At 40.7% G+C, this 21693-nt stretch carries 20 protein-coding genes; 11 read left to right on the top strand and 9 right to left on the bottom strand.

From position 1 onward, the window contains the following. Positions 1–734: 734 nt before the first annotated feature. The 4 genes from ACFVRY_RS24885 to ACFVRY_RS24900 all read left to right on the top strand — a co-directional run bounded on the left by ACFVRY_RS24885 (position 735) and on the right by ACFVRY_RS24900 (position 6121). The gene (locus ACFVRY_RS24885; protein ID WP_387502966.1) at positions 735–2339 is read left to right on the top strand and encodes a Cys-Gln thioester bond-forming surface protein; all 1605 of its coding nucleotides are present in this window, start codon (positions 735–737) and stop codon (positions 2337–2339) included. Positions 2340–3514: 1175 nt separating this feature from the next. Then, positions 3515–4063 carry a hypothetical protein gene (locus ACFVRY_RS24890; protein ID WP_387502967.1) on the top strand — a complete coding sequence of 183 codons (549 nt, stop codon included), beginning with the start codon at positions 3515–3517 and terminating at the stop codon, positions 4061–4063. 368 nt (positions 4064–4431) lie between these two features. Then, positions 4432–5421, top strand: coding sequence for a tRNA dihydrouridine synthase (locus ACFVRY_RS24895; RefSeq protein WP_387503066.1), 990 nt, complete (start codon positions 4432–4434; stop codon positions 5419–5421). A 130-nt stretch (positions 5422–5551) separates the two neighbouring features. Further along, complete coding sequence (locus ACFVRY_RS24900) at positions 5552–6121, top strand: SF0329 family protein (RefSeq protein WP_387502968.1); 570 nt, start codon at positions 5552–5554, stop codon at positions 6119–6121. A gap of 62 nt (positions 6122–6183) precedes the next feature. On the opposite strand, the gene ACFVRY_RS24905 is transcribed toward ACFVRY_RS24900, so the two are convergent. After that, a complete protein-coding gene (locus ACFVRY_RS24905) occupies positions 6184–6438 on the bottom strand; it encodes a hypothetical protein (RefSeq protein WP_387502969.1) in 255 nt (84 codons plus the stop codon). A 315-nt stretch (positions 6439–6753) separates the two neighbouring features. On the opposite strand from ACFVRY_RS24905, the gene ACFVRY_RS24910 reads away from it, so the two are divergent. Continuing rightward, on the top strand, positions 6754–9009 hold the full coding sequence (locus ACFVRY_RS24910) for an Eco57I restriction-modification methylase domain-containing protein (protein ID WP_387502970.1): 2256 nt from the start codon (positions 6754–6756) through the stop codon (positions 9007–9009). A 40-nt stretch (positions 9010–9049) separates the two neighbouring features. On the opposite strand, the gene ACFVRY_RS24915 is transcribed toward ACFVRY_RS24910, so the two are convergent. The 3 genes from ACFVRY_RS24915 to ACFVRY_RS24925 form a co-directional block, all read right to left on the bottom strand. Further along, positions 9050–10204: a hypothetical protein gene (locus ACFVRY_RS24915; RefSeq protein ID WP_387502971.1), complete on the bottom strand. Its 1155-nt coding sequence runs from the start codon at positions 10202–10204 to the stop codon at positions 9050–9052. 151 nt (positions 10205–10355) lie between these two features. Then, positions 10356–10700 carry a helix-turn-helix domain-containing protein gene (locus tag ACFVRY_RS24920; RefSeq protein ID WP_387502972.1) on the bottom strand — a complete coding sequence of 115 codons (345 nt, stop codon included), beginning with the start codon at positions 10698–10700 and terminating at the stop codon, positions 10356–10358. A 584-nt stretch (positions 10701–11284) separates the two neighbouring features. Beyond that, complete coding sequence (locus tag ACFVRY_RS24925; protein ID WP_387502973.1) at positions 11285–11650, bottom strand: hypothetical protein; 366 nt, start codon at positions 11648–11650, stop codon at positions 11285–11287. Positions 11651–11821: 171 nt separating this feature from the next. Between ACFVRY_RS24925 and ACFVRY_RS24930 the strand changes: the two genes are divergently transcribed. The 3 genes from ACFVRY_RS24930 to ACFVRY_RS24940 all read left to right on the top strand — a co-directional run bounded on the left by ACFVRY_RS24930 (position 11822) and on the right by ACFVRY_RS24940 (position 15413). Further along, positions 11822–12514 (top strand): helix-turn-helix domain-containing protein, encoded by a 693-nt coding sequence (locus ACFVRY_RS24930; RefSeq protein ID WP_387502974.1) that lies wholly within the window; start codon positions 11822–11824, stop codon positions 12512–12514. A gap of 369 nt (positions 12515–12883) precedes the next feature. Beyond that, complete coding sequence (locus ACFVRY_RS24935; protein ID WP_387502975.1) at positions 12884–13606, top strand: class I SAM-dependent methyltransferase; 723 nt, start codon at positions 12884–12886, stop codon at positions 13604–13606. Positions 13607–14297: 691 nt separating this feature from the next. Then, positions 14298–15413, top strand: a complete 1116-nt coding sequence (locus ACFVRY_RS24940) for a slipin family protein (RefSeq protein ID WP_387502976.1) — start codon at positions 14298–14300, stop codon at positions 15411–15413. 611 nt (positions 15414–16024) lie between these two features. Here ACFVRY_RS24940 and ACFVRY_RS24945 read toward each other — a convergent pair. The 4 genes from ACFVRY_RS24945 to ACFVRY_RS24960 form a co-directional block, all read right to left on the bottom strand. Continuing rightward, on the bottom strand, positions 16025–16321 hold the full coding sequence (locus tag ACFVRY_RS24945; protein ID WP_387502977.1) for a hypothetical protein: 297 nt from the start codon (positions 16319–16321) through the stop codon (positions 16025–16027). Beyond that, complete coding sequence (locus ACFVRY_RS24950; RefSeq protein WP_387502978.1) at positions 16318–16548, bottom strand: helix-turn-helix transcriptional regulator; 231 nt, start codon at positions 16546–16548, stop codon at positions 16318–16320. Before ACFVRY_RS24950 ends, ACFVRY_RS24945 begins: the two co-directional genes overlap by 4 nt. Before the next feature lie 211 nt (positions 16549–16759). After that, a complete protein-coding gene (locus tag ACFVRY_RS24955; RefSeq protein WP_387502979.1) occupies positions 16760–17491 on the bottom strand; it encodes an aminoglycoside 3'-phosphotransferase in 732 nt (243 codons plus the stop codon). A gap of 22 nt (positions 17492–17513) precedes the next feature. Further along, on the bottom strand, positions 17514–17999 hold the full coding sequence (locus tag ACFVRY_RS24960; protein WP_387502980.1) for a GNAT family N-acetyltransferase: 486 nt from the start codon (positions 17997–17999) through the stop codon (positions 17514–17516). 456 nt (positions 18000–18455) lie between these two features. On the opposite strand from ACFVRY_RS24960, the gene ACFVRY_RS24965 reads away from it, so the two are divergent. The 3 genes from ACFVRY_RS24965 to ACFVRY_RS24975 all read left to right on the top strand — a co-directional run bounded on the left by ACFVRY_RS24965 (position 18456) and on the right by ACFVRY_RS24975 (position 20944). Beyond that, complete coding sequence (locus ACFVRY_RS24965; RefSeq protein WP_387502981.1) at positions 18456–19034, top strand: RNA 2'-phosphotransferase; 579 nt, start codon at positions 18456–18458, stop codon at positions 19032–19034. Then, positions 19031–19822: a TatD family hydrolase gene (locus tag ACFVRY_RS24970; RefSeq protein WP_387502982.1), complete on the top strand. Its 792-nt coding sequence runs from the start codon at positions 19031–19033 to the stop codon at positions 19820–19822. Before ACFVRY_RS24965 ends, ACFVRY_RS24970 begins: the two co-directional genes overlap by 4 nt. A gap of 234 nt (positions 19823–20056) precedes the next feature. Then, complete coding sequence (locus tag ACFVRY_RS24975) at positions 20057–20944, top strand: MBL fold metallo-hydrolase (RefSeq protein ID WP_387502983.1); 888 nt, start codon at positions 20057–20059, stop codon at positions 20942–20944. A 167-nt stretch (positions 20945–21111) separates the two neighbouring features. Here ACFVRY_RS24975 and ACFVRY_RS24980 read toward each other — a convergent pair whose 3' ends face one another. Beyond that, entirely contained in the window at positions 21112–21576 is a 465-nt protein-coding gene (locus tag ACFVRY_RS24980; protein ID WP_387502984.1) for a nuclear transport factor 2 family protein, read from the bottom strand. Between the last annotated feature and the right edge of the window lie 117 nt (positions 21577–21693).

Below are 21693 nucleotides of genomic sequence, written 5' to 3' on the forward strand. Positions count from 1 at the left end.
TTTTAATTAGAAGTGACAAGAGAAATGCAACCTACTGAACATTATTTATTAGCGAATACTGCCACATCAAGGTTGTCCATTTTACGCAACCCACACATGTGGAGTCAGTTGCGTTGTTGGTAAGGAAGTAGTCGTGAACATCTTTTAAAGTTCTCCCAAGGCTTATAAAGTTCACCTAAAGCCTAAATAGTCGTCTCACCAGCCGAGCGAAACTCAGGTACCCACTCCTGTTTTCCTCGGCTTCTTTTGTCGTTGGAGCGGGTCGTATGACCCATCAATGCCTTGATAAATCAAGTTTTCCTCCGATTTCCACCCAAAGCACTTCCTCTAACTCCGTTCATTTCCCATGTTATTCCCCTGCTTTTTCAACTCGACTTTATTTGCCCGTGTTGAAACAGGGGAGTGGGGTGAGAGGCGTCCAAGCCAACTAAGGCAAGCCTTTGCGACAATTTGATGGGTGGCGTGAGAAGACTATTTGGATATTGCACAGCAGTAATTTAAAGCCACATTTACCTGCAGAACCCAAGCTTTATCGGCTTGGGTTCTTAATCTTTGTATCATTGGTAGTAGTAAGGCGGAGAATTGAACTAAGTGTTGGAGCAGCTATGCTACTAAAGAATCATATCCGATAAAAGCATTTATAAAACGACATCGATAACCGATACAAGTAAGAACAAAACACTTTCGAAAAGTGTTCTGTTCTTTACTATGATCATAGAAGGGAGAGACCTCAAATGAATAAAATAAAAGTGAAGCTAGCCATATTTCTGATTATTCTGCTAGGTTCGACCTCATTTCAATCTATCCAAGCAGCTCCTACAGTTGTTGAGAAGTTTGAGGTCGTAGATCATTGGTTTCCTAATGTGCGAATGTACCCTATCATTGTTTTAGCTGAAAATAATAACGGAGTTTATGAACGAAGGCCGAACGGAGCAGGTCTACCTGATGGTATTTTAGCTTATTGCTTTGACAGGTCGAGAGCATATCCACTTACGAAGTATCTTTCTGGTTATCGTGAAGGTGAAGAGTTCTTTTCACCACTTAAAGAAATTAACAACTACTCCATTAAAGGAAAGGTGATTAATGGGGATATGTTAAGAGCGATCCTGCTCAATGGTTTTCCAATGAAGAGTGTTGCAGACTTAGAAGCGGCCACTGGTATTACAGGTTTGGATGAAGACATGACTCTTTGGGCTACGCAATTTGCCATTTGGCATTACACTAATGGAGCGACTTTGAATAACTGGCGTAACCAGCATTATCCACCAACGCAAGCGGGAGAGGATTTGTTTAATTACTACATCAGTTTAGCGCCTATAGGGCCAACGTATACAGAAACGGATGTGGATGTATTTGATCAGCAATTATCATTTGATGCGAATGATAATCTTGTTGTATCGGTATCCTATAAAGCAACAGAAAAGAACTATGATGGAACTGTCATTTTACCATCAGTCCAGCTTGATCGTGCTACGGAGGCTAGATATCCAAATGCGACTGTAGTTGAATCAACATACAACAATGTAAGTCTTGATAGTAGAACAACCACGATTACAATCGCAAACGGCGATTATGATAATACGGCTTCGAATGTAGATATTGGACTCCAATTTATGCTGCGTCAATCTGTCAACGACGTGTTCATCACTTCGTCAGTGAGTTATGTCAATGATACTCAAGATTTAGGTGCGGTCGCAGTCAATGTATTGGATTTGCAAAGAAATGTGCTATTGAACTTTAAACTTCCCGTGCCGACAACGCCAACAGCAACGCCAGCACCAACAGCAACAGCAACAGCAACGCCAGCACCAACAGCAGCATCAACAGCAGCACCAACAGCAACAGCAGCACCAACAGCAACAGCAACACCAACAGCAACGCCAGCACCAATAGCAACACCAACGGCAACAGCAACGCCAGCACCAACAGCAACGCCAACAGAAGAACCAAAACGGATAGAAGAGCCAACGGCAACGCCGAAGCTGACTCCAACAGAAGAACCAAAACGGATAGAAGAGCCAACGGCAACGCCGAAGCTGACTCCAACAGAAGAACCAGAACGGGGAGAAGAGCCAACGGCAACGCCGACGCTGACTCCAACAGTAGAATCAGAATGGGTAGAAGAGCCAACGGCAACAGCAACGCCGACTCCAACAGAAAAACCAGAACGGGTAGAAGAACCAACACCAACGCCACTTGAACCGACAGACGTAAATGAAAAAATAACCGTCCTTCCTAAAACGGGTGAAGAAAGTAAAACTTTATTTTATATTGTAGGAGCGGTATTTATTGTCGCCGGTTTGTGGCTATTCAGAAGAGATAGCGTGGGTAGAGGTTGAGTAAATGATTTGCTTTGAAAAATGGCTGAAAGCTGCTCGAAAGAGGGCTGACCCTCCAGAGACACTCATTCTGCTGATTTGCCCTACTCTACTATGTCGGAACAGATTATTACGGGGATGGCTTCTCTCTCAAGGATCATCGCGACCTTGCTCGTCTGCTGGCGAATAACAAAAGCAAGGCGATGGGGCTACACAGCAAGGGAGAATAGCGTTCAAGAAGAGAACAGGTTCTAGTGGTCAGGTAAAAAATCGTTGTTTGCCACCTTGCATACTGTGCTCATTGCGGTTAAGGCCTGAAATATAAAAATGACCGAGACGGTTGTCAGTCAAGGCGAAGTCAATAAATGTATTATGCAGCGAAGTCAGGAGCTTTACAGAGTTACAGATTGATGACGAGTAAGCTCTACGAGAAGTGCTTCAGTACTTGATTGAACACATAGAGAATGAGTTGTGATTATGGAGTTATTATCAGCTATAAGAAAGTCACGTAATAATAAGTCGGGCTCAGGCGAATGAAGCGCTTGGGCCTTTTTTTTGAACCAGTGCAAAGCTCTAAAAGGGAGCGATGGCAGCATCTTGACGTGGAGGATTTCAGCGGCCAGCACGATTCGGGAACCTGCTTTTGCCGAGTATTCTTTTTTGGACCTGTTCATGCGAATAAACGTTTTTGTATAGTGAAGCGAAGTGGGCAGTGGATGGCAAGCTGGAGAATGATCCCCATTTTCTTAACCCGATCAGATACAATCAGATTGACGCTTCACAGTACGATGTTCATCTTTTTACACAGACTTTAATCCGTAAATTGGAATGAACAAGCCCTAAAGATCATTTTTAAGAATGCTTTAACGGCAAGCGTTGGCGTGTTTTAGTATGAAGCACCATAGCCGGATATCATCCCGTATACGGTGCATCTGGAGGTGGCTGTCTTTTAATAAAAACAAATAAATAATGGATTACTGCTTAAGTAAACTTCAGATATGGTATGCTTTGGAATTAAGGCATTTGTTGCAGAATTATATCATGTAGCCTCTTTGACATAGTGACGATTCTGTCTGCATATTTGTATCGCAAGAAAGAGTATTATTTATTGGCGATGCTGTAGGAGTGGATTATTATAATAATCGCTACAGCTATGAGTCAGGCAAAAGTTATAATCGAGAGGGGGATAAAAAAACATGAAAGAACCATCTGAACAGCTCATTGAAATGCTTGGCCAACCGTATAATCCCAAAAGTGTTCAAGCCTTGCTGCAGTCCTTCGGCGTCAAACGAATGCCAAGTCCAAATAGCTTTTTCAACGACGATATCATCTGGTCTGTAAAATCATCGATACGTATAGATCTTTATCGCGCGCCAAAAATAAATGATTTGACCGGGCTCCAATACACCAATCAAGATGGATGGATTATGGGTGCCATACATTTTCTTGCGCCCAGGTCAGATGATAGAATTAAAGCCCCGTTTCCCGGATACCTTCCCTCAGGAATCACGATGAGCTCAACCCCAGATGAGTCAATAGAGGCATATGGCCAACCTGGGCTGGATGAAGAATGTGAGTGGCCTGGATTTTCCGGGCGAATCTTGGCATGGCGCAAGCCGGGCATCAATATCGCAATTGAATATGAGGACAGTGAGAATGGTGTCCAGATGAGAAGCTACCAAGCCTGTCTAATTGGCTGTATAGGGGCTTGGCGGAATGATAATCCGGAGGTTTTTGCTCCCTGATCGTTGATTCCCCCGCAACTTCATGGGAAGAATAATGGGTATCTGTTACAGAATGGCTCCTCCCACTGCTTTTCAGTAAGTAAAAGTTAACTAATATGAAGCTAGGAAACGAAGGGACACAGGGGATACCCGAGTGTCTCTTTACTATCTGGGGCTGTTCTCAGAATAAGAATGGAATCCTATGTATTAACAGGAGTTTGTACACTCATTAGAACCAATTGTGATAAGATTACATCATTAGCGTTAACATATACCTTCGTTTGATCTGCGTTGCTTAAACATGCTATAAGTGAAGAACCAGGGGTATGAATAGTTATATATATTATTGCGGGATAAAGATTTATCTTGGCAGCTAGAGAGGGTTTAAGATAATGAATAATTTTTGGCGTGAATTACCACGGCCTTTTTTTATACTGGCGCCCATGGAAGATGTGACGGATGTTGTGTTTCGCCATGTTGTCAGTGAAGCAGCCCAGCCGGATGTGTTTTTTACGGAGTTTGCGAATACTGAGAGTTACTGTCACCCGGAGGGGAACCATGCTGTGCGCGGGCGTTTGACGTTTACAGAGGATGAACAGCCCATCGTAGCTCATATCTGGGGAGACAAGCCGGAATTCTTCCGTCAAATGAGTATCGGTATGGCGAAAGAAGGCTTCAAAGGCATAGATATTAACATGGGTTGTCCTGTAGCGAATGTAGCAGAGAACGGGAAGGGAAGCGGCCTGATCTGCCGTCCCGAGCTTGCTGCGGAGATTATCCAAGCAGCTAAAGCCGGCGGACTGCCCGTCAGCGTAAAAACAAGGCTCGGGTTCAGTGAGGTAGACGAATGGCGCGGCTGGTTAACCCATATTTTGAAGCAGGATATTGTGAATCTGTCCATTCATCTGCGCACAAGAGAGGAAATGAGCAAAGTAGATGCCCATTGGGAACTGATCCCGGAGATTAAGAAGCTTCGTGATGAGGTAGCACCAAATACACTTCTGACCATTAACGGGGATATCCCTGACCGTCAGACCGGTCTTAAGCTCGCTGAAGAGTACGGTGTGGATGGTATTATGATCGGGCGTGGTATTTTTCAGAATCCGTTTGCTTTTGAGAAGGAGCCGAAGGAGCACAGTAGTGAGGAACTGCTGGATCTGTTGCGGCTGCATCTGGATCTCCATGATCAATATTCGGGCCTTGTGTCACGTTCGTTCAGACCTCTTCAACGGTTCTTCAAAATCTATGTCCGCGGATTCCGCGGGGCAAGTGAATTAAGAAATACCTTGATGAACACCAAGTCAACAAGTGAAGTGCGTGCGCTGCTGAGTGAATTTGCAAGCAAAGCGCAGGATGCGGCGGAGGAACAAGAAGATTAAGCTACCTAAATGGTAGAAATCCGTGTGGAAATAGAAAAAAGACGTAAACAAATGAGGATCGGATGAATGGAGAGGGGGACAACCCGAAGCCATCCAGCCTTTCCTCTGTTTTTTATATGGAGGGGATCACATGTCCTGGAGCAAATTGAAGCAACAACTGGAGGGCTTTCTTAGTCCTGCGTTAGATGGAAGAGTAGAATACCGCGCACCGGGCTACCGTTACCTGCCTGATAAATCAGGGATTTGTTATATTACCGTAGATAAAAAGAACATCCTCAACATGAACGATAAAACGAACCCTATAAGGTGGTATCAAACAGAGCTGGAAATTAAGAATGATCCGGACATTCAAATTCCTATCACCAGTGACGAAATTGAAGCGGTCAGAAAAGATACCAAGGGGCCAGTGCCGGAAGACCGCCTAATAGTAATTGCCAGAGGTAGAAAAAGCTCAGAACATGCAAAAGAGCTTTTGTCAGCACAGGCTGCATTGAGCAAGTCCAATTTTACTGTTGTGGCTAATAAATTCCTAACTACTCCTATAGAGGAGAGTTTGGAGAGCAGTGAGATTCTATTGAATGTGTTGGCTTTGGTGGACAAAAGAGTTGGGAAAAAGCGGATTTTGGGTATGGCTGAGAAGGTGGAGTTGAAGCATCCGGTTGTGCAGTATTTTTATGAGCTGCGGCGTGATACATTGTGAAGTAATTATTTTTATGACTGCCGTCATTGTGGTCTGAGAGCTTCCAGGCCACGATCTCGTTATTAAATAGGCCCTGAATGGCCGACAAGTAATAAAATCGTGTACCGTCTGAGAGATAGATAATGTCGGTGACCAGCTTTTGCTGGACCAACGGCATGAAACTGGCGCTTCAGTCGATTGGGATAGACGATAGAAGGCGTGTAACTGGAGGATTTTCGCTTCTTTCGGATGATGGACAAAAGCGATAATTCCTTCATGAAACGCCATGCTTTTTTATGATTGACGAGATACCCTCCTTCCTTTAAAGTAGTCTTCATCCTGGGATAGGCTTGTGTCACCTCTTTCTTGAACGCTTCCGTATAAGTTTGATAGGTTTGTCCCTTTTTCGCATGAGAAAATTCCCTCCAAAGTGTACTTTAACCTCATGATATCATGTGGCCTTTTTGGAGTGTCTACTTGAAGGGGATAATACCAAAGTCAGGAACGAGGGCAACCTTTTCATTAATTAAAGTATCGGCATGGCTGACATAAAGTATTGAGAACTGTTGCTTAAAATACCTTCATGTCCCTAAAAAAATTGTGTGCTATAATTTTATAGCATAGTAAGGAGAGGATATGAATTGACAATAAAAGTGAATAAACTGGATAAAAAGGATTATATAATAATATTTCTTAAAAATTTCGAAGAATTTTGTAATATTTTTAAGAAAAGCCATATAAAGTATGAATATTCTTATTATTTTGATTTAAAAAGTGAGGATACAGAGTTCTTAGATGGAATAACCGGATTAAAAGATTATACTCCAGCAGAAAAAATGTTAGTTTTTCATTGTTACTTAGAGCTGGCCTCCTCATTATTATTTTTAAAAGCAATTAAGAATACGGAAATTTCTTTTGTACAGAAGATTAATAGCGAGTTAGCCTGTATTCCATTGGAATTTGCAGAGAGTATTTACCAAGAAATAGGAGATATTTTACCGAACGAAGCATCAAGTATATTAGAAAATCTATACCCTGCTCTTGTAAATAGTGTCTCGCGTAAAAGTTCAGGAATGGAGTACACACAACAATCAATTGTTAATTTTATGTTGGATGAAGTGGGATATATTTCGGATATTTTTGATAAGAAAGTATTGGATCCTAGCTGTGGATCAGGTGCTTTTTTAATTCCTATTGTAGCAAGGACTATATTAAGATATCAGGAGTTGAACTATTCTTCATCTACAATTATTAGAGCTCTTACTGAGCAAAAAATGATTGTCGGTGTTGATATCAATCCTGGGAATGTTCATTTATCAAAATTGAGATATCTGTTAGAACTAAAAGGATTAATGGATAATATAGAAGAGCATGTATTATTAGATTGTTATAAAAAAATTCCTGTTTATGTTGGGAATACTCTAACTACTCTATCTATTTTAGATGAGGTACCTGAGTATTTAATTGAGGGAAGTTATGATTTTGTAGTTGGAAATCCACCGTATATTAGATTGCAGAGATTACCAAAAGAATTTAGAGAGGATATAAAACATAATTTTGTGAGCGCAGTAGGCAGATTCGATTTGTATGTATGTTTTATTGAAAAGGCAATTCAGCTACTGAAACAAGAAGGGAAAATTGCTTACATTACAAGTAATAAATTCTTAACTACAAATTATGGAAGTGGAATTCGTAACTATCTCTCGAAAAATCTAAAAATAGAATCCCTTATAGATCTAAATGATACTAAGTATTTTGAAGCTGCAGTTTTACCAATTATAATTGTCGGTGAAAAAAAAGAGGTGAGTTCAAGCTATCAGTTTCCTTATATGAGCTTGAAAATAAATAATCATACTGAAAAACAGGGTGCTTTTATAAAAGATATCTTTGCAGAAATGACAAGAATTAAGAAGGTAGGTATTCCAGTTTCAGAAAGGTATACTATCAATAATAGCTTCAACAACATAAATGTTGAATTATCCTTCTCAAATGTAGAAAGTCCGAGAAAGGATGATTATTGGAATTTCGCATCAAAAAGTGATGAAACTCTTAAAAATTATCTAATGCAAATAGATCATTACGAATTAAAAGATATAGCTGATGTTTGTGTAGGAATAAAGACGACTGCTGATAGTGTCTTTGTCCATCCAATGACTAAAACATTTGTAGAGACTAAACAATTTGAAAATGAGCTTATTTACCCTCTACTGCAAAGCTTTAATATATCGAAATGGACAATAGATTGGGAACCTCAAAATCCAAAAGATAGGTACATCCTTTACCCGCATACAGCAAGAAACGGGAAAACAGTTGGAGTGGAAATAGACCAATATCCTAACTGCAAAGAGTATTTATTTGAAAATCGAGAACAATTAGAGGGCAGGTCCTATCTATCAGAATCTAAGAGCCGTAAATGGTATGAATGCTGGGTACCGCAGAAGCTAGATAAATTTTTAAAGCCTAAAATTGTTACAAAAGATATTGCTGAGAAGAATAGTTTCGCATTAGATATAGATGGTTACTTATGTCAAGGAAACACTTTTTTCATTAATATTAAAGATTCTTATCTTTCAAATAATGTATTTCCACCGGAAAGGCTGAATTTGTATTTGTTAGGTATTTTGAACTCAAATATTCTCGAATTTTTTCAGAAAACTATAAGTGGTTCTTTATATTCAAAAAAGGTTCGATATACTACTTCAAATTTAAATAGATGGATTATTCCTAAAATAGATAAAAACAACTTGGACACAGTTAATGAAATTATTGATATTGTGGAAGCTATTTTAAAACCAAATGGTAATAATATTGACTTAGAAGTTCTTCTCAATGAGGAAGTCAGCAAACTCTTTAAACTAACGGAACTCCAAAGAATACAGATTGCAGAATTTTTAATGATTAATAGTTAAAAGGGAACCGTTGGGGTATAGCTCAACGGTTCCCTTTTTATTAAATTCGCACTAACTCTCCATTTTCAATCGTAGTTACTTGCCCAATATTGCTTGTATAGAGCACCGATTCAGAAACATTTCTTTGACATTTATAGCTTTTCTCAGGAACAAAGTGATAATATTTTGGCAAGTCTTTTCCATACATTAAAATAATTCCTTCAATAATATTATCCTTGTTTACTAAAGCGAAAAGATATCTTACCATTTCGGCGGTATAGGGTAAGTCTCGAAGTGATACTTCTAGTGGTGAGAATTCTCCAAGGTCTACCGTTTGTTTTTTTTGAACTTTAACCTCCAATAACTGGTTTCTTATATCTGGAAACATTCCTTCCAGACTTGCTCCCAAATTGACCTTGTAACCTAAAGATGTAAGGGCTAGATACTCAAGGGATTGACCAGTTACCTTTGTTGCAGTTTCGTCTATCTTCCTGCCAAGCAATGCAGTCGATAATATCTCGCCTAAATCATTTATAGAATATAAAGTATTATTATTGGGAAGTCTCTTAAACAATTCGGTATCTGTACTAGCAGAGATTTGATTTGAAACTGTATTTTTGCTATTTAAATTGTCTAAAAGCTCATCCCCAATCCTTAACCGTGTAGGAGATTCATAGATTTCTCGTCTAACATTTGCATTAATTATCATCTGATGCTTGACAGTCGGTTTTCCAAATGGGCCAAACATGCCAGCTATCTCTGTTGGTGTTGCGATTGTTATACTCTCAATTATTTGAGTATTTCTATTAACCCAAACAATAGCAATTTTAATTTCGTCATAGGTAAAAAGTACACTGCCATCGCCACGAAAAACCAAAGGGTTATTTGGTATTGATGGATTATAATTCCATGGTTGCAGATTATACGATTTTGACCCATAAGGTGGGGTTGCGAGATATGAAATTAAAAGATGTCTTGATATTTTCGGAGTCCCTTTTTTATCCACTATGTATGATTCATTGTCTTTCCTTAGCTTTTTATCAAAGCACAAGCCTAATGAATGAGCTACCATCTTTCTCATATTTGAACCATCGGTTTTAGGTTTACCAGTTAAGATGAATTTCTCTCCAATGAGATGCCTGAGTCGTGGAGCAAGCTCCTGGACTGTATAAACATCATCTTTATTTTCGGGTAAATTTCCAGCATACTCCAGCATTATTGGATTACCTCTTTCTTATGTTCTAGTACTAAAGTGATACTAATAAAGGGGGTTATTCCTTCTGATGTGAGAAAGACGGTTGATGGTTACGTAGCAGTAATTAATGATTATGAACAATGACGAGATGCCCTTCCTAATCCAGAAACTTCTATTTCTCACCCTTGTCTAAACTCATAGCAGCGATCACTTCCCGGACCACACGAGTGAGCGCTGCTATTTCTTCTACGCTTTTGCTGCTTAGCAATGTAATATGTTCGTCCAGCACCTTGCGGCGTTCTGTCGCATCCTCAAAGCGAAAGAACTCTATAGCGGGAACCTCAAACGCTGCAATGATCTTCTCCAGTGTCTCTAACGAGATGTTTCGATCTCCTCGTTCTACACCGCCTATGTAGCTGTAGTGAAGCGAAGCTGCTTCGGCAAGATGTTCTTGTGTCCATCCTTTTGCTTTTCTAAGCTCGCGAATGCGATTGCCGACGCTTTCTGGTAAATTCATGGGATCACCTCTACATTAAGGTTAGAAGAGGGAAGTTAACCGTTACAGACCATTAAATGAAAAAAGATAATGAATAAAACTTTACTTATAAGTACTTTTTATGTTGTGCCTCTAAAAGATAAAATATACAATGATAGTACAAATGGATAAAAAGCGAGATTTACAGTTTCATCTCTCCATGCTTGGCCTTTCGAGAGAATAGGAATTGGGAACAGTTCCACAATCCGAAGGATTTGGCGATTTCGTACCAGTGTGTTCTTGAAATAGCTACACATATGTGATGTTCTCGAAGAGGACCACCACAAATTTTTGAATGAAGACCGTCGAACATGAAGCTAATGTTCCTGACGGTCCTTTTTATGTTCATCTAAATTATAGGATCCCAGAATTCTTTATTTCCAATGAATTTGAGTCTCATCTACTAAAAAACGACAAAAATCTACAACTTTTGACCTAACTGTCCGATATTTAGCATAGAGGGCTTAGTAAGGTCTGTGCGTTATGAGTTGTGGTTATCCGAGCCGAATTTGGCAAACGCCAATGAAAAAACCGCCATTTCGGGCGGTCTACTGGCTCATGAATATTTATGTTAATTCCGGAGCATCAAGGTAAGCATGTGCGTCTTCAACAGTATCGAAGAACTTGATGAATCCTCCAAACATTCTTTTCATTTGCATTCTATAAATGGAGCTAGTTGTAACAGAGGCCCAACTCTTTTCCGTTGAAAGTCCGTACTGTACGACAAGTTCATTTGAGGTGGATAGTTCTTGCGCTACATCTTGGGAGAGGACTTTGGCTTCGGATAAATCACCAATGGCGGTAAATCCAGGTTTTGTTTTTTTAAGGTTTTCGGTAAGTTCATCGACATATTGTTGAACATTATCCTTGGTAACCGAATAGATTTTGAGATAAAGCCTGTTCTTTTTTTCATCGTAATTGATTGTGAACATTATGTATTCCTCCTGATTGTCTTAAAATCAACTTAACTAAAGTATAGGTTATGAAAGATTAATCAATCCACGGACTATAAGTCACATAGATTGAATTTCTCCAAAAGTATTTCAAGAATACATAATCAAATCTTTATTTTACATATAGTAGAGCCTGTTGGAGGTTGTTGTATGGATATACTTGCTGAGTTTGGAAACAGGGTTAAGGAACTGCGGTTGCGTAGCGGAATCTCGCAAGAACTGCTGGCGCATCGCTCCGAACTGGATCGAACATATATAAGTGGGGTGGAACGTGGTATGCGTAACATCAGCTTAGTTAATATCGAGAAGATTGCAAACGGGTTGAGCGTCCCAATGAATTACTTGTTTTCAAGTGAGCGGTTTCCAAGCAACCCTGTTTTTTTAAAGAAAGATGTTGAAGTCCCAATTTCGGAACGATTCAAGTATCATTTGGACTGTGACCAAAAGTTACTTACTATCCAGATACAAGGATTACTGACCGGCGCAAATGTGGATTATGTATCGAAAATATGGAAAGGCATTGTCTCTAACTTTGCGGAGGGAGAATTAAGTGTTTTCGTTGATCACAGAGACATGAAAGCATCGGACGGGGAGCCTGTTGTTTTTTTTCCTGAAGTCATTGAGAAAGCGGTTCTGCTTCAACAGAGTGTGATCGCACGCAGCAAAAAGGCTATAGTATTATGTAATTCGGAATTCATGGTACATCAATTGAATTATATGACAACTAGAAGTGGGGTAGGGCATAAGACTAATCCCTTGTACGGCAAGGATAAGGAAATGTTAGGCCAGGCATATGAATTATTAGATGTTAACGGGAATGAGTTAATTAAACCTATGCAATAAACCGCCCGTGATGAACATATGCTCTTCCATGAATCCCTCGCCTTATAGCGACCGTGACGGAGCTACAAATCGTTCCAGTATCTGAGGATGAAGCACTAGTTCAAAATAAACTATCTGTCAAAGAATATTTACCGAACCCTCACTCATTGTAAGGGTTCTTTTAGCTATGTCCACGAGGTCAATTTCATAGGTTTGTTAAAAATTAAATTGAAAAAAATACAGATTCGGCAGGGTCCAATTATATGTAGGCCCACTTATATACTAAATATATGAATGAGTCAAAAAAATATATTATATCTATGATTAAAGACTGATTACAATAATAACAATACTTTACAGAGTATCTGATGAGAACGGAAGGGTGTTTGCATGAATAGAAAAGAGCGCGAAGGTGCTTCGCACGAAAGAGTGACAGATCGGCAGCTTCAGGATCAGTTGAACTATTATCGAGAACGAGCTCCGGAGTATGACGACTGGTGGCACCGTCGTGGCACATTTAATCATGGAGACGAAGTCAACCGGGTCTGGTTTGCTGAGATCAGCATGGTTAAGGATGCTTTTAAATCTGAGCACTTTGAAGGTGACTTTCTTGAACTTGCGGTGGGGACGGGTACTTGGAGTTGTCTGTTCTTAGAAGAAGCCCGGACACTGACAGTTGTAGACGGCTCCGAAGAAATGCTTTCGCATAATCCGGTAGTAGCTGAACCTAATGTGAGGACGATCATTGCTGACCTTTTCAGTTGGTCTCCTGATCAGCTGTATGATTCAGTTGCATTTACTTTTTGGATATCGCATTTACCAAGAGAAAGACTGAGGGACTTTTTCACCATGGTATCACGTTGTTTGAAGACCGGAGGAAAGATATTCTTTATCGATGACCGAGAAGTATCAGGAACCTGTGAGTCTCATGTAATGGGGGCATCTGGACAAACGATGGTTCGGAAACTTAACAATGGTGATCATGCCACTATAGTAAAGAATTTCTTTGGCGACAAGGAGATTGAGAAAATTGCAGCTGATGTGGGAATTGAACTGCATGTGCATTGTACCCCTACGTACTTCCAGTATGGACTAGGGTCCAAGACTGTTTAAAGCAGCACATTTCGCCAACAGAAACAGATATAATAATCAATTTGAATTGGCTGATTGTTGACTAAATAAGTAGCTTTAAATTGGAAAACACCTGTTTTTAAAATAGGTGTTTTTAATATTTTCACTAAGGATATCGGCTATCTGTTCAATCAAAAGCGGATAGTCTAAACTCTCTAGCCAGTCGTAATACTTTCACCATGTTCCTTTAGGTCGAAATGAGCGATTATAGAACTGCAAGACGCATCGGTTCTTATTCGGACGGACGTAACGAGGCGGGGATATCCATATATCCCGCAGTGCCGTACATGGTATGTTACGGTATCCTGTACGATCCGGCTCGGTAAGAATTCACCATTTGGGGTTCGATTCCCCAATCGCCTAGGGAGCGATTCTGGTAGAATACTCGACTTTCAATCGAGCAAAAAAATTGAGCAACAGAAAGACCAGTGGATAGAATCCCTAGCGGCTAGTATGAGCGCACTGTAGGCTGGCTTTGTAATCTGTGGATACCGCTGGAACGAACTCCGGGGAATTCGATTGGATGGAGGAGAAGGAAGGACGACTGAAGTGTAGTCAGCCTTCTTCCCAAAACCCTTGGAAATCACTCGCAGATCGTCCAGCTAAAACGAGATTCCGTCAAAACCACAGTGGGATTTAATCCAATGGTCGAAATATTAAGGGGGAAAAGAATATGTTGAAAAAAGTAATCATTCAAGCGGACCAGCGTGGTTTGCTCTTTCATAAAGGAAGTTATGTTAAAAAACTCATGCCGGGAACGTACAACTATTTCTCGTGGTCGCAAAGCACAGTTGTGGTAATGAATATCGCGAAACCGTTCGATGTAGAGAACAAAGACTTGCAGTTATTCCTTCACGATGAGGATCTCGCGCGAGAACTCAATATTGTACGAGTGCAAGACCACGAGTATGTCCTGCGTTACGAGGACGGGCAATTCGTACAACTGCTTAAGCCGGGTATCTATGCTTTTTGGAACATACTTAGAAAACATACCTTTATACATACAGATACCAGACAAGCTGAGCTATCTGCCGAGGTAGATCGTTCCATTTTATCGAAGCTTACAGCCCATGTGCAGGCCTTCGAAATCGGGAGTAACGAATCTGGATTTTTATTCTATGATCACGTTCAGCAACGAGAGATTTCTCCCGGAAAGTATTACTTCTGGAAAGGCCCAGTGTTGGTTATGGTCAAGAAGATTGATCTGAGACAACAGCAAATGGATCTTATCGGCCAGGAAATCATGACAGAGGACAAAGTTACACTACGGTTGAACTTCGTTTGCCAATACAAGATTGTAAACCCGCTGCACGCTTTGGAAATGAAATCGTTTGACGAGCAAATTCATGTCCAGCTTCAGCTCATGCTGCGGGAGTATGTTGGGACGCTTAAATTAGACGACCTTTTGAAAAGGAAAGAGGATGTTGCGTCGTTCATCTTGTCTCGTATGCATGAGAAGGGTGAAGAGTTCGGCGTACAGTTCCTGGGTGCGGGAGTTAAGGATGTTATTTTGCCAGGAGAAATGAAAGAGATCTTAAACACGGTCCTAATGGCGGAAAAGAAGGCCCAGGCCAATCTAATCACACGCCGGGAAGAGACAGCATCTACTCGTAGCCTGCTGAATACCGCGAAGCTAATGGACGAGAACCAGACGTTGTTCCGGTTGAAAGAGCTGGAGTTTTTAGAGAAAATATGCGAAAAGGTCGGTTCCGTCTCTTTAACGGGCGGTGGAGATCTGCTTGAGCGGCTGAGTTCGCTTATTGGGGAGAGAAAGATGGGGAGCAAATAGGGAACAGCAAATTGCTTTACCGTCTCCAAGAGAGGGCACCTTTTTTACAGAGCTTGGACCAGTTCGAGCGGATTGATATACTCATAATAGTTCATCAATTTGAGGTGATTATATATGCTGTTTGTTCAAGTTAGTAGTTTCATCACACCTGGCCTGTAAGGGATGAAGTTAATTCCCTTGGCTCTTTTGCAGGCTGGGCCTTTTACCAAGGGGCGTGATGGAATGAAAAACAAATCTAGTTATCGGAATCGAGCATATTATCGGCATCATCGAAAAAGAGTGATCCAACGAAAGAGTAAGCTCGCTAAGCGGTTCGGATGGCGTGTGAAGTTTGCAGGGGAGTTTGCTAAGGGGAAGATTCATTGTTCTTGTTTTTATTGCAGAGTAAAGACTAAGGAAATGGGGCTGCCTAAGTCTGATCTTGTAAGGTTTGAACGTATGGATGAATTTTAATGTTGAGGGAAAAATGAATTGATTTTTTAGATATGTATCCATGGCCGTAGAAGCAGTGTCTACGGCCGTTTACATTCACAGAAGTAAAAAGAAGATACGGCAACAAACGAGAGTCTTAAGAGTCGCTGTTTTCACTAATGAATAGTATGGTCGAGGGATTAGTAAGTTTTGCGGATTTTATTCAATGTAACGAAAGATACAACATTGGAAGCGATCAGGACTAGAGCAACTAATAATTTGTACATTTGAAATGAATATTGTATAAAAAAGTCGGAGAAGATTAGGAGACTAATAAGTAAGCAAATGATTGAAAACGAAAGCCTTGCTGAGGAGCCCCGTATCATCTCACCGCGTTCATCCATTCCTTCTTCTTTCGAAAATCTTTTTTCATAATAAAGATTATAGACGGTGACAATGAAAGCAACGACCCAAACGGCTACTTCTAACCATTTCATTCTGATTCCTCCTCATATTCCTCAAACTGAAATACTTCTGTGATTTCAACGTCAAATAATTTGGCGATCTTAAATGCAAGGATTAAGGATGGGTTGTATTTATTTGCTTCGATTGAAGCGATAGTTTGTCTGCTGACACCTAAACGATCAGCAAGCTCTTGTTGTGACCATTTTTGGGTGGCTCTTAAGAGGTATACGTTATTTTGAAGCTCTCCATTAATATCCATATTTCCCCTCCTTGCTAGTATTGTAATGTATTTATATCAATATGTAAATTATTTTTATCATAATGTAATATATTTTATCCATTTATATGTTTCGTATTTGTGATATTCAGGTCCGTTCATTCATGGAAGATGTAAGATTTAAGAATCACCATTAAGCAAAATAAGTAAAGAGGGGTCATCGCCCCTCTTTTTGTTAAATCAAATTACGGATTTATTCTGTCAATCGAACCAATTCCGTGAAGTATTTCAATCCCTCATTATCAATATCACTGCGCCCATAGGCATCCAAAAACAAATCTCTATACTGATCGGTCTTCAGATTATAGTTGAGAGTCCATATTCCCCAATATAAGTCGTAGTGTCTGTCGCCAACCCCGCCATATCCCAGATCTATAAACCCCTTGAGCGAAAAGTGATCCATGATGATATTCGGCAAGCAGTAGTCTCCATGAATGATCACATTGTCTGCGGGAGAGTAATTGAACGTATTCAAGAGACTGCATTCGCTCCCCTTAACATACGCCTCATTTAAAATTTCCTTCGTTCTATGGTTGTAAGGACATCCCTCAGTAGGCAGTGAATGCAGCATTCTTAGATATTCCGCGAACACGGTTACTAATCCGCTGGGGTTCTCTAGGTGATGTGCGGCTGCTCCATCCTCACCTTTTACCGCTTCTGTAAGCAGATAATCATAATCTGAATCCGATTCATAGGCTATGGCAGTAGGTGCGACATGATGGTTATGTAAAAAAGAGGTCATTTTATATTCGCGTTCAAGCGAGTCTCGTTCGCTTATTTTCAGAAAAGCACGTTCATTGCCCGAAACAAACAGTGTTTTTGCATTTTCGGAAGAGCTGCTGTCATAAATGGTTGCTCCTTTTAAATATTGCCTGATGGCTGTGGGGACGGTCTCAATATCAAAGGAAATCTCCGTACGTTTCATATTTTAACGCTCCGTTCTAAACTTATACTTTATCAATCCCATAAATCGCTTGCTCAGCGCCGTATCTCATGACTTTACGATCTAATTTCATGCCTACTCTTTCTAAAAGCTTGCAAGAAGAATGGTTAGCCGTTTGAGTCTCAGCAATAACTCTGCTTAAGTTCAATTCATTGAATGCATAAGCGAGGACTTGGTTAACGGCTTCTTTGGTGTACCCATGTCCCCAGGAATGGGGGAGGAGCTCATAGGAGATCTCAGTATCTTGACCGTCAATATGTTGTTCCAAAGAAACTAAACCTATAAACTCATCATTGTGCTTCAGTCGAATGGTCCAATAATGTGACTCTGTTTCAGAACGTTGTAATGTATCTATAAATTTACTTAATGCATGCTCCTCGGGGATTACTCCACCTAAGTATGTTCTGACTTGTTCGTTCCCATAAAGACTTTTAACAGCTTGATAGTCGCTTTGTTGTAATCTCGTTAAGCTACATCTAGGTGTCTCCAAGTAAGGTCCCCCCTTAAAGTAAACGACGAATGTAAGAGATTAAGCCAATGAATCAATCGGCTCATTAATGATTGTTGATTCCTTCCATATTTAAACGTTAAAGTAATGATACCATAAGATAATTGTGGAGTTAGTGATAAAGAATGGTTATAAAATAAAGATTCATAGGTAGAAATTACAATGTGAGGCGTTGCCAATAGATCTTCGGAGGTACAATTCATTGACACCTATTTCTTCACAAGAAATTCCATATGAAGTGATAAAAGAGTCCAAAAAGAGAGTGAAGGGAAACAACAAACTTGGCTGCTAATGGAGCATCTGCAGGGGGGAACGATAGAGTATAACAAGCCGGATTTTTCAGCTATAATCAAAAATTACCGCCCCCTAAGGTGACAGCAGAGTATAATGCGGTTAATGGAAGTTGAAGTGAAAAAGGAATTTAGGAAGTGAAGGTAAATGTTAAATCAAGCTGCAGAAAAAAGCTTAAGCAAGTTAATGACCAAGATTCTCCGTCATGCTCCTGGGGAGTTTGGTGTAATTCTGGATTCTGGAGATGGATCGTGTCCGCTGAGTGTTTTATTGGAGGCAATTCAAGCCCAGTCTAAGTGGTCGGGGGTTACTTTAGCGGATATTGAGCAGGTGGTTCGTCAATCGGACAAACAGCGTTTTGAAATTAAGGATGACCGGATCAGAGCAAGATATGGTCATAGTCACGATAAAATTCAGTATGCCCCCGGTGAGCCTCCGGTGCTGCTCTATCATGGTACGAATCAGAAGGCTCTGCCTGCAATTCTGCAAGAAGGGCTGAGCCCAATGAGCAGGCAGTATGTTCATTTATCGGAAGGGACTCATTTTGCAACATTGGCCGGGAGTCGCAGGGGCGCGTTAGTTATACTTAAAGTGGATACTAAGCGTGCACAGCAGTTAGGTATCAACTTCTATTATGCAGGAAATGAAGTCTGGTTGGCAGAGTACGTGCCGCCTGTGTGCTGCTCGGCCTTAGAATCTGATGAACAAGAGGTGCGACAATCATGAATCAACCTATCATCGATATCGGCGTCAATCTGATGCATCGTTCGTTTCACCAAGATCGTGAGCAAGTGGTGGAGAGAGCAGTCGCTAAGGGCGTTAGTCCGCTTATTATTACCGGAACAAGTCTTAGGAACAGCGGGGAAGCGGCCCGTTATGCTGGTCGTTACCCGGGGAAGCTCTATGCTACAGCGGGTGTGCATCCGCATGATGCCAAGAGCTGCAATGAGGATACGATTGCGAAGTTAAAGGAATTAGCGGCACTTCCGCAAGTGGCAGCGATAGGTGAATGCGGTCTGGATTATAATCGTGATTTCTCCCCGCGGGATGTGCAGCGAAAATGGTTCAGGGAGCAGGTTAATCTGGCTGTTGAACTGGACATGCCGTTGTTCCTTCACGAACGGGAAGCGGCTGCAGATTTTAAGGACATTCTTAAGGAACAGGCAATCCCCAAAGCTGTTGTCCATTGCTTTACCGGAACCCAAGCAGAGCTTATCGCGTATCTGGAGATGGGTCTCTATATTGGTATAACTGGCTGGATTTGTGACGAACGAAGAGGGAAACATTTGAAGGAACTGGTGAAGCTGATTCCGCTGGACCGGTTGATGATCGAGACGGACGCACCATTTTTGACCCCGCGTGATTTAAAAGAAAAGCCGGTGGATGGGCGGAACGAGCCAGCCTACCTGCCTCATATTTTGGAGGCTGCAGCGCGTTGCATTGGTCAATCGGTGGAAGAGGTTGCCAAGGTAACGACAGAGACAGCCAGAGCGTTTTTTAATTTGAAGAGATAGAGGACGGTCTAATATGGTTTATGCAACGCTAGTGATGCAGTCAATCCAACAAGTAAATCTTGTTGGATTTTTTGTTGGACATAATCTTGTAAACCATATAGTAAGGCAACAAATCCTAACGAATTGTTTGATATACGACGGAAGGGCAATGTTGTTGGTTGATAAACAATAATGCAGACTGATATCATGACAAGTGTATTATAAATAACGGTTGTTGTTTAAGGAGGAGCGAAAATGAGTACGAATTATAAACCCTTAGCTCAAGTCCCTAGCGTTTTTCATAAAAAAATCGGTGGTATTGTCGTTACGGTACTATCAGATGGGAATTTGGAATTTCCATTGGACGCTTTCTTTGAACTAGAAAAAGATGAACCCATTCAAATATTGAGAGAACACCTTCAAGCAGTGCCTCCACACATGAATACAAATGGATTTATTATTAATAACAATGGACATATTACTTTAGTGGACACGGGGTTTGGATCAAGTTTTGGGCCAACGGCAGGCCATCTAATCAATAATCTAATAGCTGCTGGCTACTCAACAAATGATGTCGATACCGTACTTCTGACTCATATGCATCCAGATCATGTGAATGGTTTGTTGTTGGCAGATGGAACCAGAGCTTTTCCTAACGCCAAAGTCATTGTACATGAGAAGGAATACGAATTTTGGATGAGTGAAAATGTTGAGGATCGTTTCCAGGACGATTTAGGAAAAATGAGTGTCCAAATGGCTCGATCAGCGCTCGCTCCGTATAAAGGTGATATTGTGACTTTTTCCGATTCAGTTGGTATTCCTGGGATAACCCCAATAGAGGCCCATGGACACACACCTGGTCATACCGCATATCTAATAGATTCTGAAGGAGATAGATTGCTAATTTGGGGGGATATCATTCAGAATGCAACCATCCAGATGTCACAGCCAGAATTGAAGTTCGCTATGGATATTGATGCTGACCAAGCGTCAAGAACTCGTATTAAATTGCTCGACTTTGCATCAGAGGAAAGAATCCGGGTAACAGGCATGCATATGGATTTCCCTGCATTCGGGTACGTCAAAAAAGAAGGTAATCGTTATATTTATGTATCCGAGCAATGGAGAGCTAATGACCTATGAGAAAACCTACGATTTTGAAATAATATTTCCTCGCTGTTATAAATTAAAACACCTGTCAATACTGGGCATTAAGAGTCCGGTATTAACAGGTGTTTTGAGTTGTTGGAACAATCGAGCAGAATTTACAAGTAAATTAAGCCTCGGGGGAAAACGGTCATGCGGGCGATTTAGCTATGTTGAGGTTTAGTTTCAACCCATGCAACCTTGAGATCTCTTTTCTTGAAGAACCAGGCATTATTGATTTTGACGAACTCATCGAAATATCGGATCGTTGCTACCATCAAATTTTTGTTATCTCCATCAACTGTTAAATGATGAGCGAAACAATAGGTTGTCCCAGTTGCAGTATCGCCAGACAAGGTGATCTTACTTTGACCATTAAAATGCATGGTGGAGGTATAGGTGTTCAGATTGTCAAACACAGGGAACAAATCTTGTCTACTATTAATGACTTGATCTGGTTCTGCCTGACGCTCATCCATAAATACTCTAAACAGCGTATCTTCAGTGAATAGAGCCATTTGACCTTCAGCGTCTCTCGTATCTGCACAGAATGCATAAGCATCTACAAGATCGCGGATTGCATCACGGTCAGCAATTTCTTCAAGGGATAGTTTTTTTACAGTTGTCATTTTTTCCACACCTTTTCCTTCATATTTTTGTATCTGTTCGTTCTACATATATTTTGCTTGTTGCATAACTTCTATCCTCATAGTAACCGAGCTGAAGTTTTAAAGCTTTGTCGTACA

The sequence above is a fragment of the Paenibacillus sp. NPDC057934 genome (assembly GCF_042887565.1).
In the GTDB taxonomy this organism is placed as follows: Bacteria; Bacillota; Bacilli; order Paenibacillales; family Paenibacillaceae; genus Paenibacillus_AQ.

Coding starts and splice junctions, on each gene's coding strand:
- ACFVRY_RS24955 (WP_387502979.1), bottom strand. CDS start 17,491: ATGAAACGTACGGAGATTTCCTTTGATATTGAGACCGTCCCCACAGCC.
- ACFVRY_RS24940 (WP_387502976.1), top strand. CDS start 14,298: ATGTTGAAAAAAGTAATCATTCAAGCGGACCAGCGTGGTTTGCTCTTT.
- ACFVRY_RS24950 (WP_387502978.1), bottom strand. CDS start 16,548: ATGGATATTAATGGAGAGCTTCAAAATAACGTATACCTCTTAAGAGCC.
- ACFVRY_RS24970 (WP_387502982.1), top strand. CDS start 19,031: ATGAATCAACCTATCATCGATATCGGCGTCAATCTGATGCATCGTTCG.
- ACFVRY_RS24885 (WP_387502966.1), top strand. CDS start 735: ATGAATAAAATAAAAGTGAAGCTAGCCATATTTCTGATTATTCTGCTA.
- ACFVRY_RS24900 (WP_387502968.1), top strand. CDS start 5,552: ATGTCCTGGAGCAAATTGAAGCAACAACTGGAGGGCTTTCTTAGTCCT.
- ACFVRY_RS24975 (WP_387502983.1), top strand. CDS start 20,057: ATGAGTACGAATTATAAACCCTTAGCTCAAGTCCCTAGCGTTTTTCAT.
- ACFVRY_RS24915 (WP_387502971.1), bottom strand. CDS start 10,204: ATGCTGGAGTATGCTGGAAATTTACCCGAAAATAAAGATGATGTTTAT.
- ACFVRY_RS24930 (WP_387502974.1), top strand. CDS start 11,822: ATGGATATACTTGCTGAGTTTGGAAACAGGGTTAAGGAACTGCGGTTG.
- ACFVRY_RS24945 (WP_387502977.1), bottom strand. CDS start 16,321: ATGAAATGGTTAGAAGTAGCCGTTTGGGTCGTTGCTTTCATTGTCACC.
- ACFVRY_RS24890 (WP_387502967.1), top strand. CDS start 3,515: ATGAAAGAACCATCTGAACAGCTCATTGAAATGCTTGGCCAACCGTAT.
- ACFVRY_RS24965 (WP_387502981.1), top strand. CDS start 18,456: ATGTTAAATCAAGCTGCAGAAAAAAGCTTAAGCAAGTTAATGACCAAG.
- ACFVRY_RS24980 (WP_387502984.1), bottom strand. CDS start 21,576: ATGACAACTGTAAAAAAACTATCCCTTGAAGAAATTGCTGACCGTGAT.
- ACFVRY_RS24925 (WP_387502973.1), bottom strand. CDS start 11,650: ATGTTCACAATCAATTACGATGAAAAAAAGAACAGGCTTTATCTCAAA.
- ACFVRY_RS24920 (WP_387502972.1), bottom strand. CDS start 10,700: ATGAATTTACCAGAAAGCGTCGGCAATCGCATTCGCGAGCTTAGAAAA.
- ACFVRY_RS24905 (WP_387502969.1), bottom strand. CDS start 6,438: ATGAAGACTACTTTAAAGGAAGGAGGGTATCTCGTCAATCATAAAAAA.
- ACFVRY_RS24935 (WP_387502975.1), top strand. CDS start 12,884: ATGAATAGAAAAGAGCGCGAAGGTGCTTCGCACGAAAGAGTGACAGAT.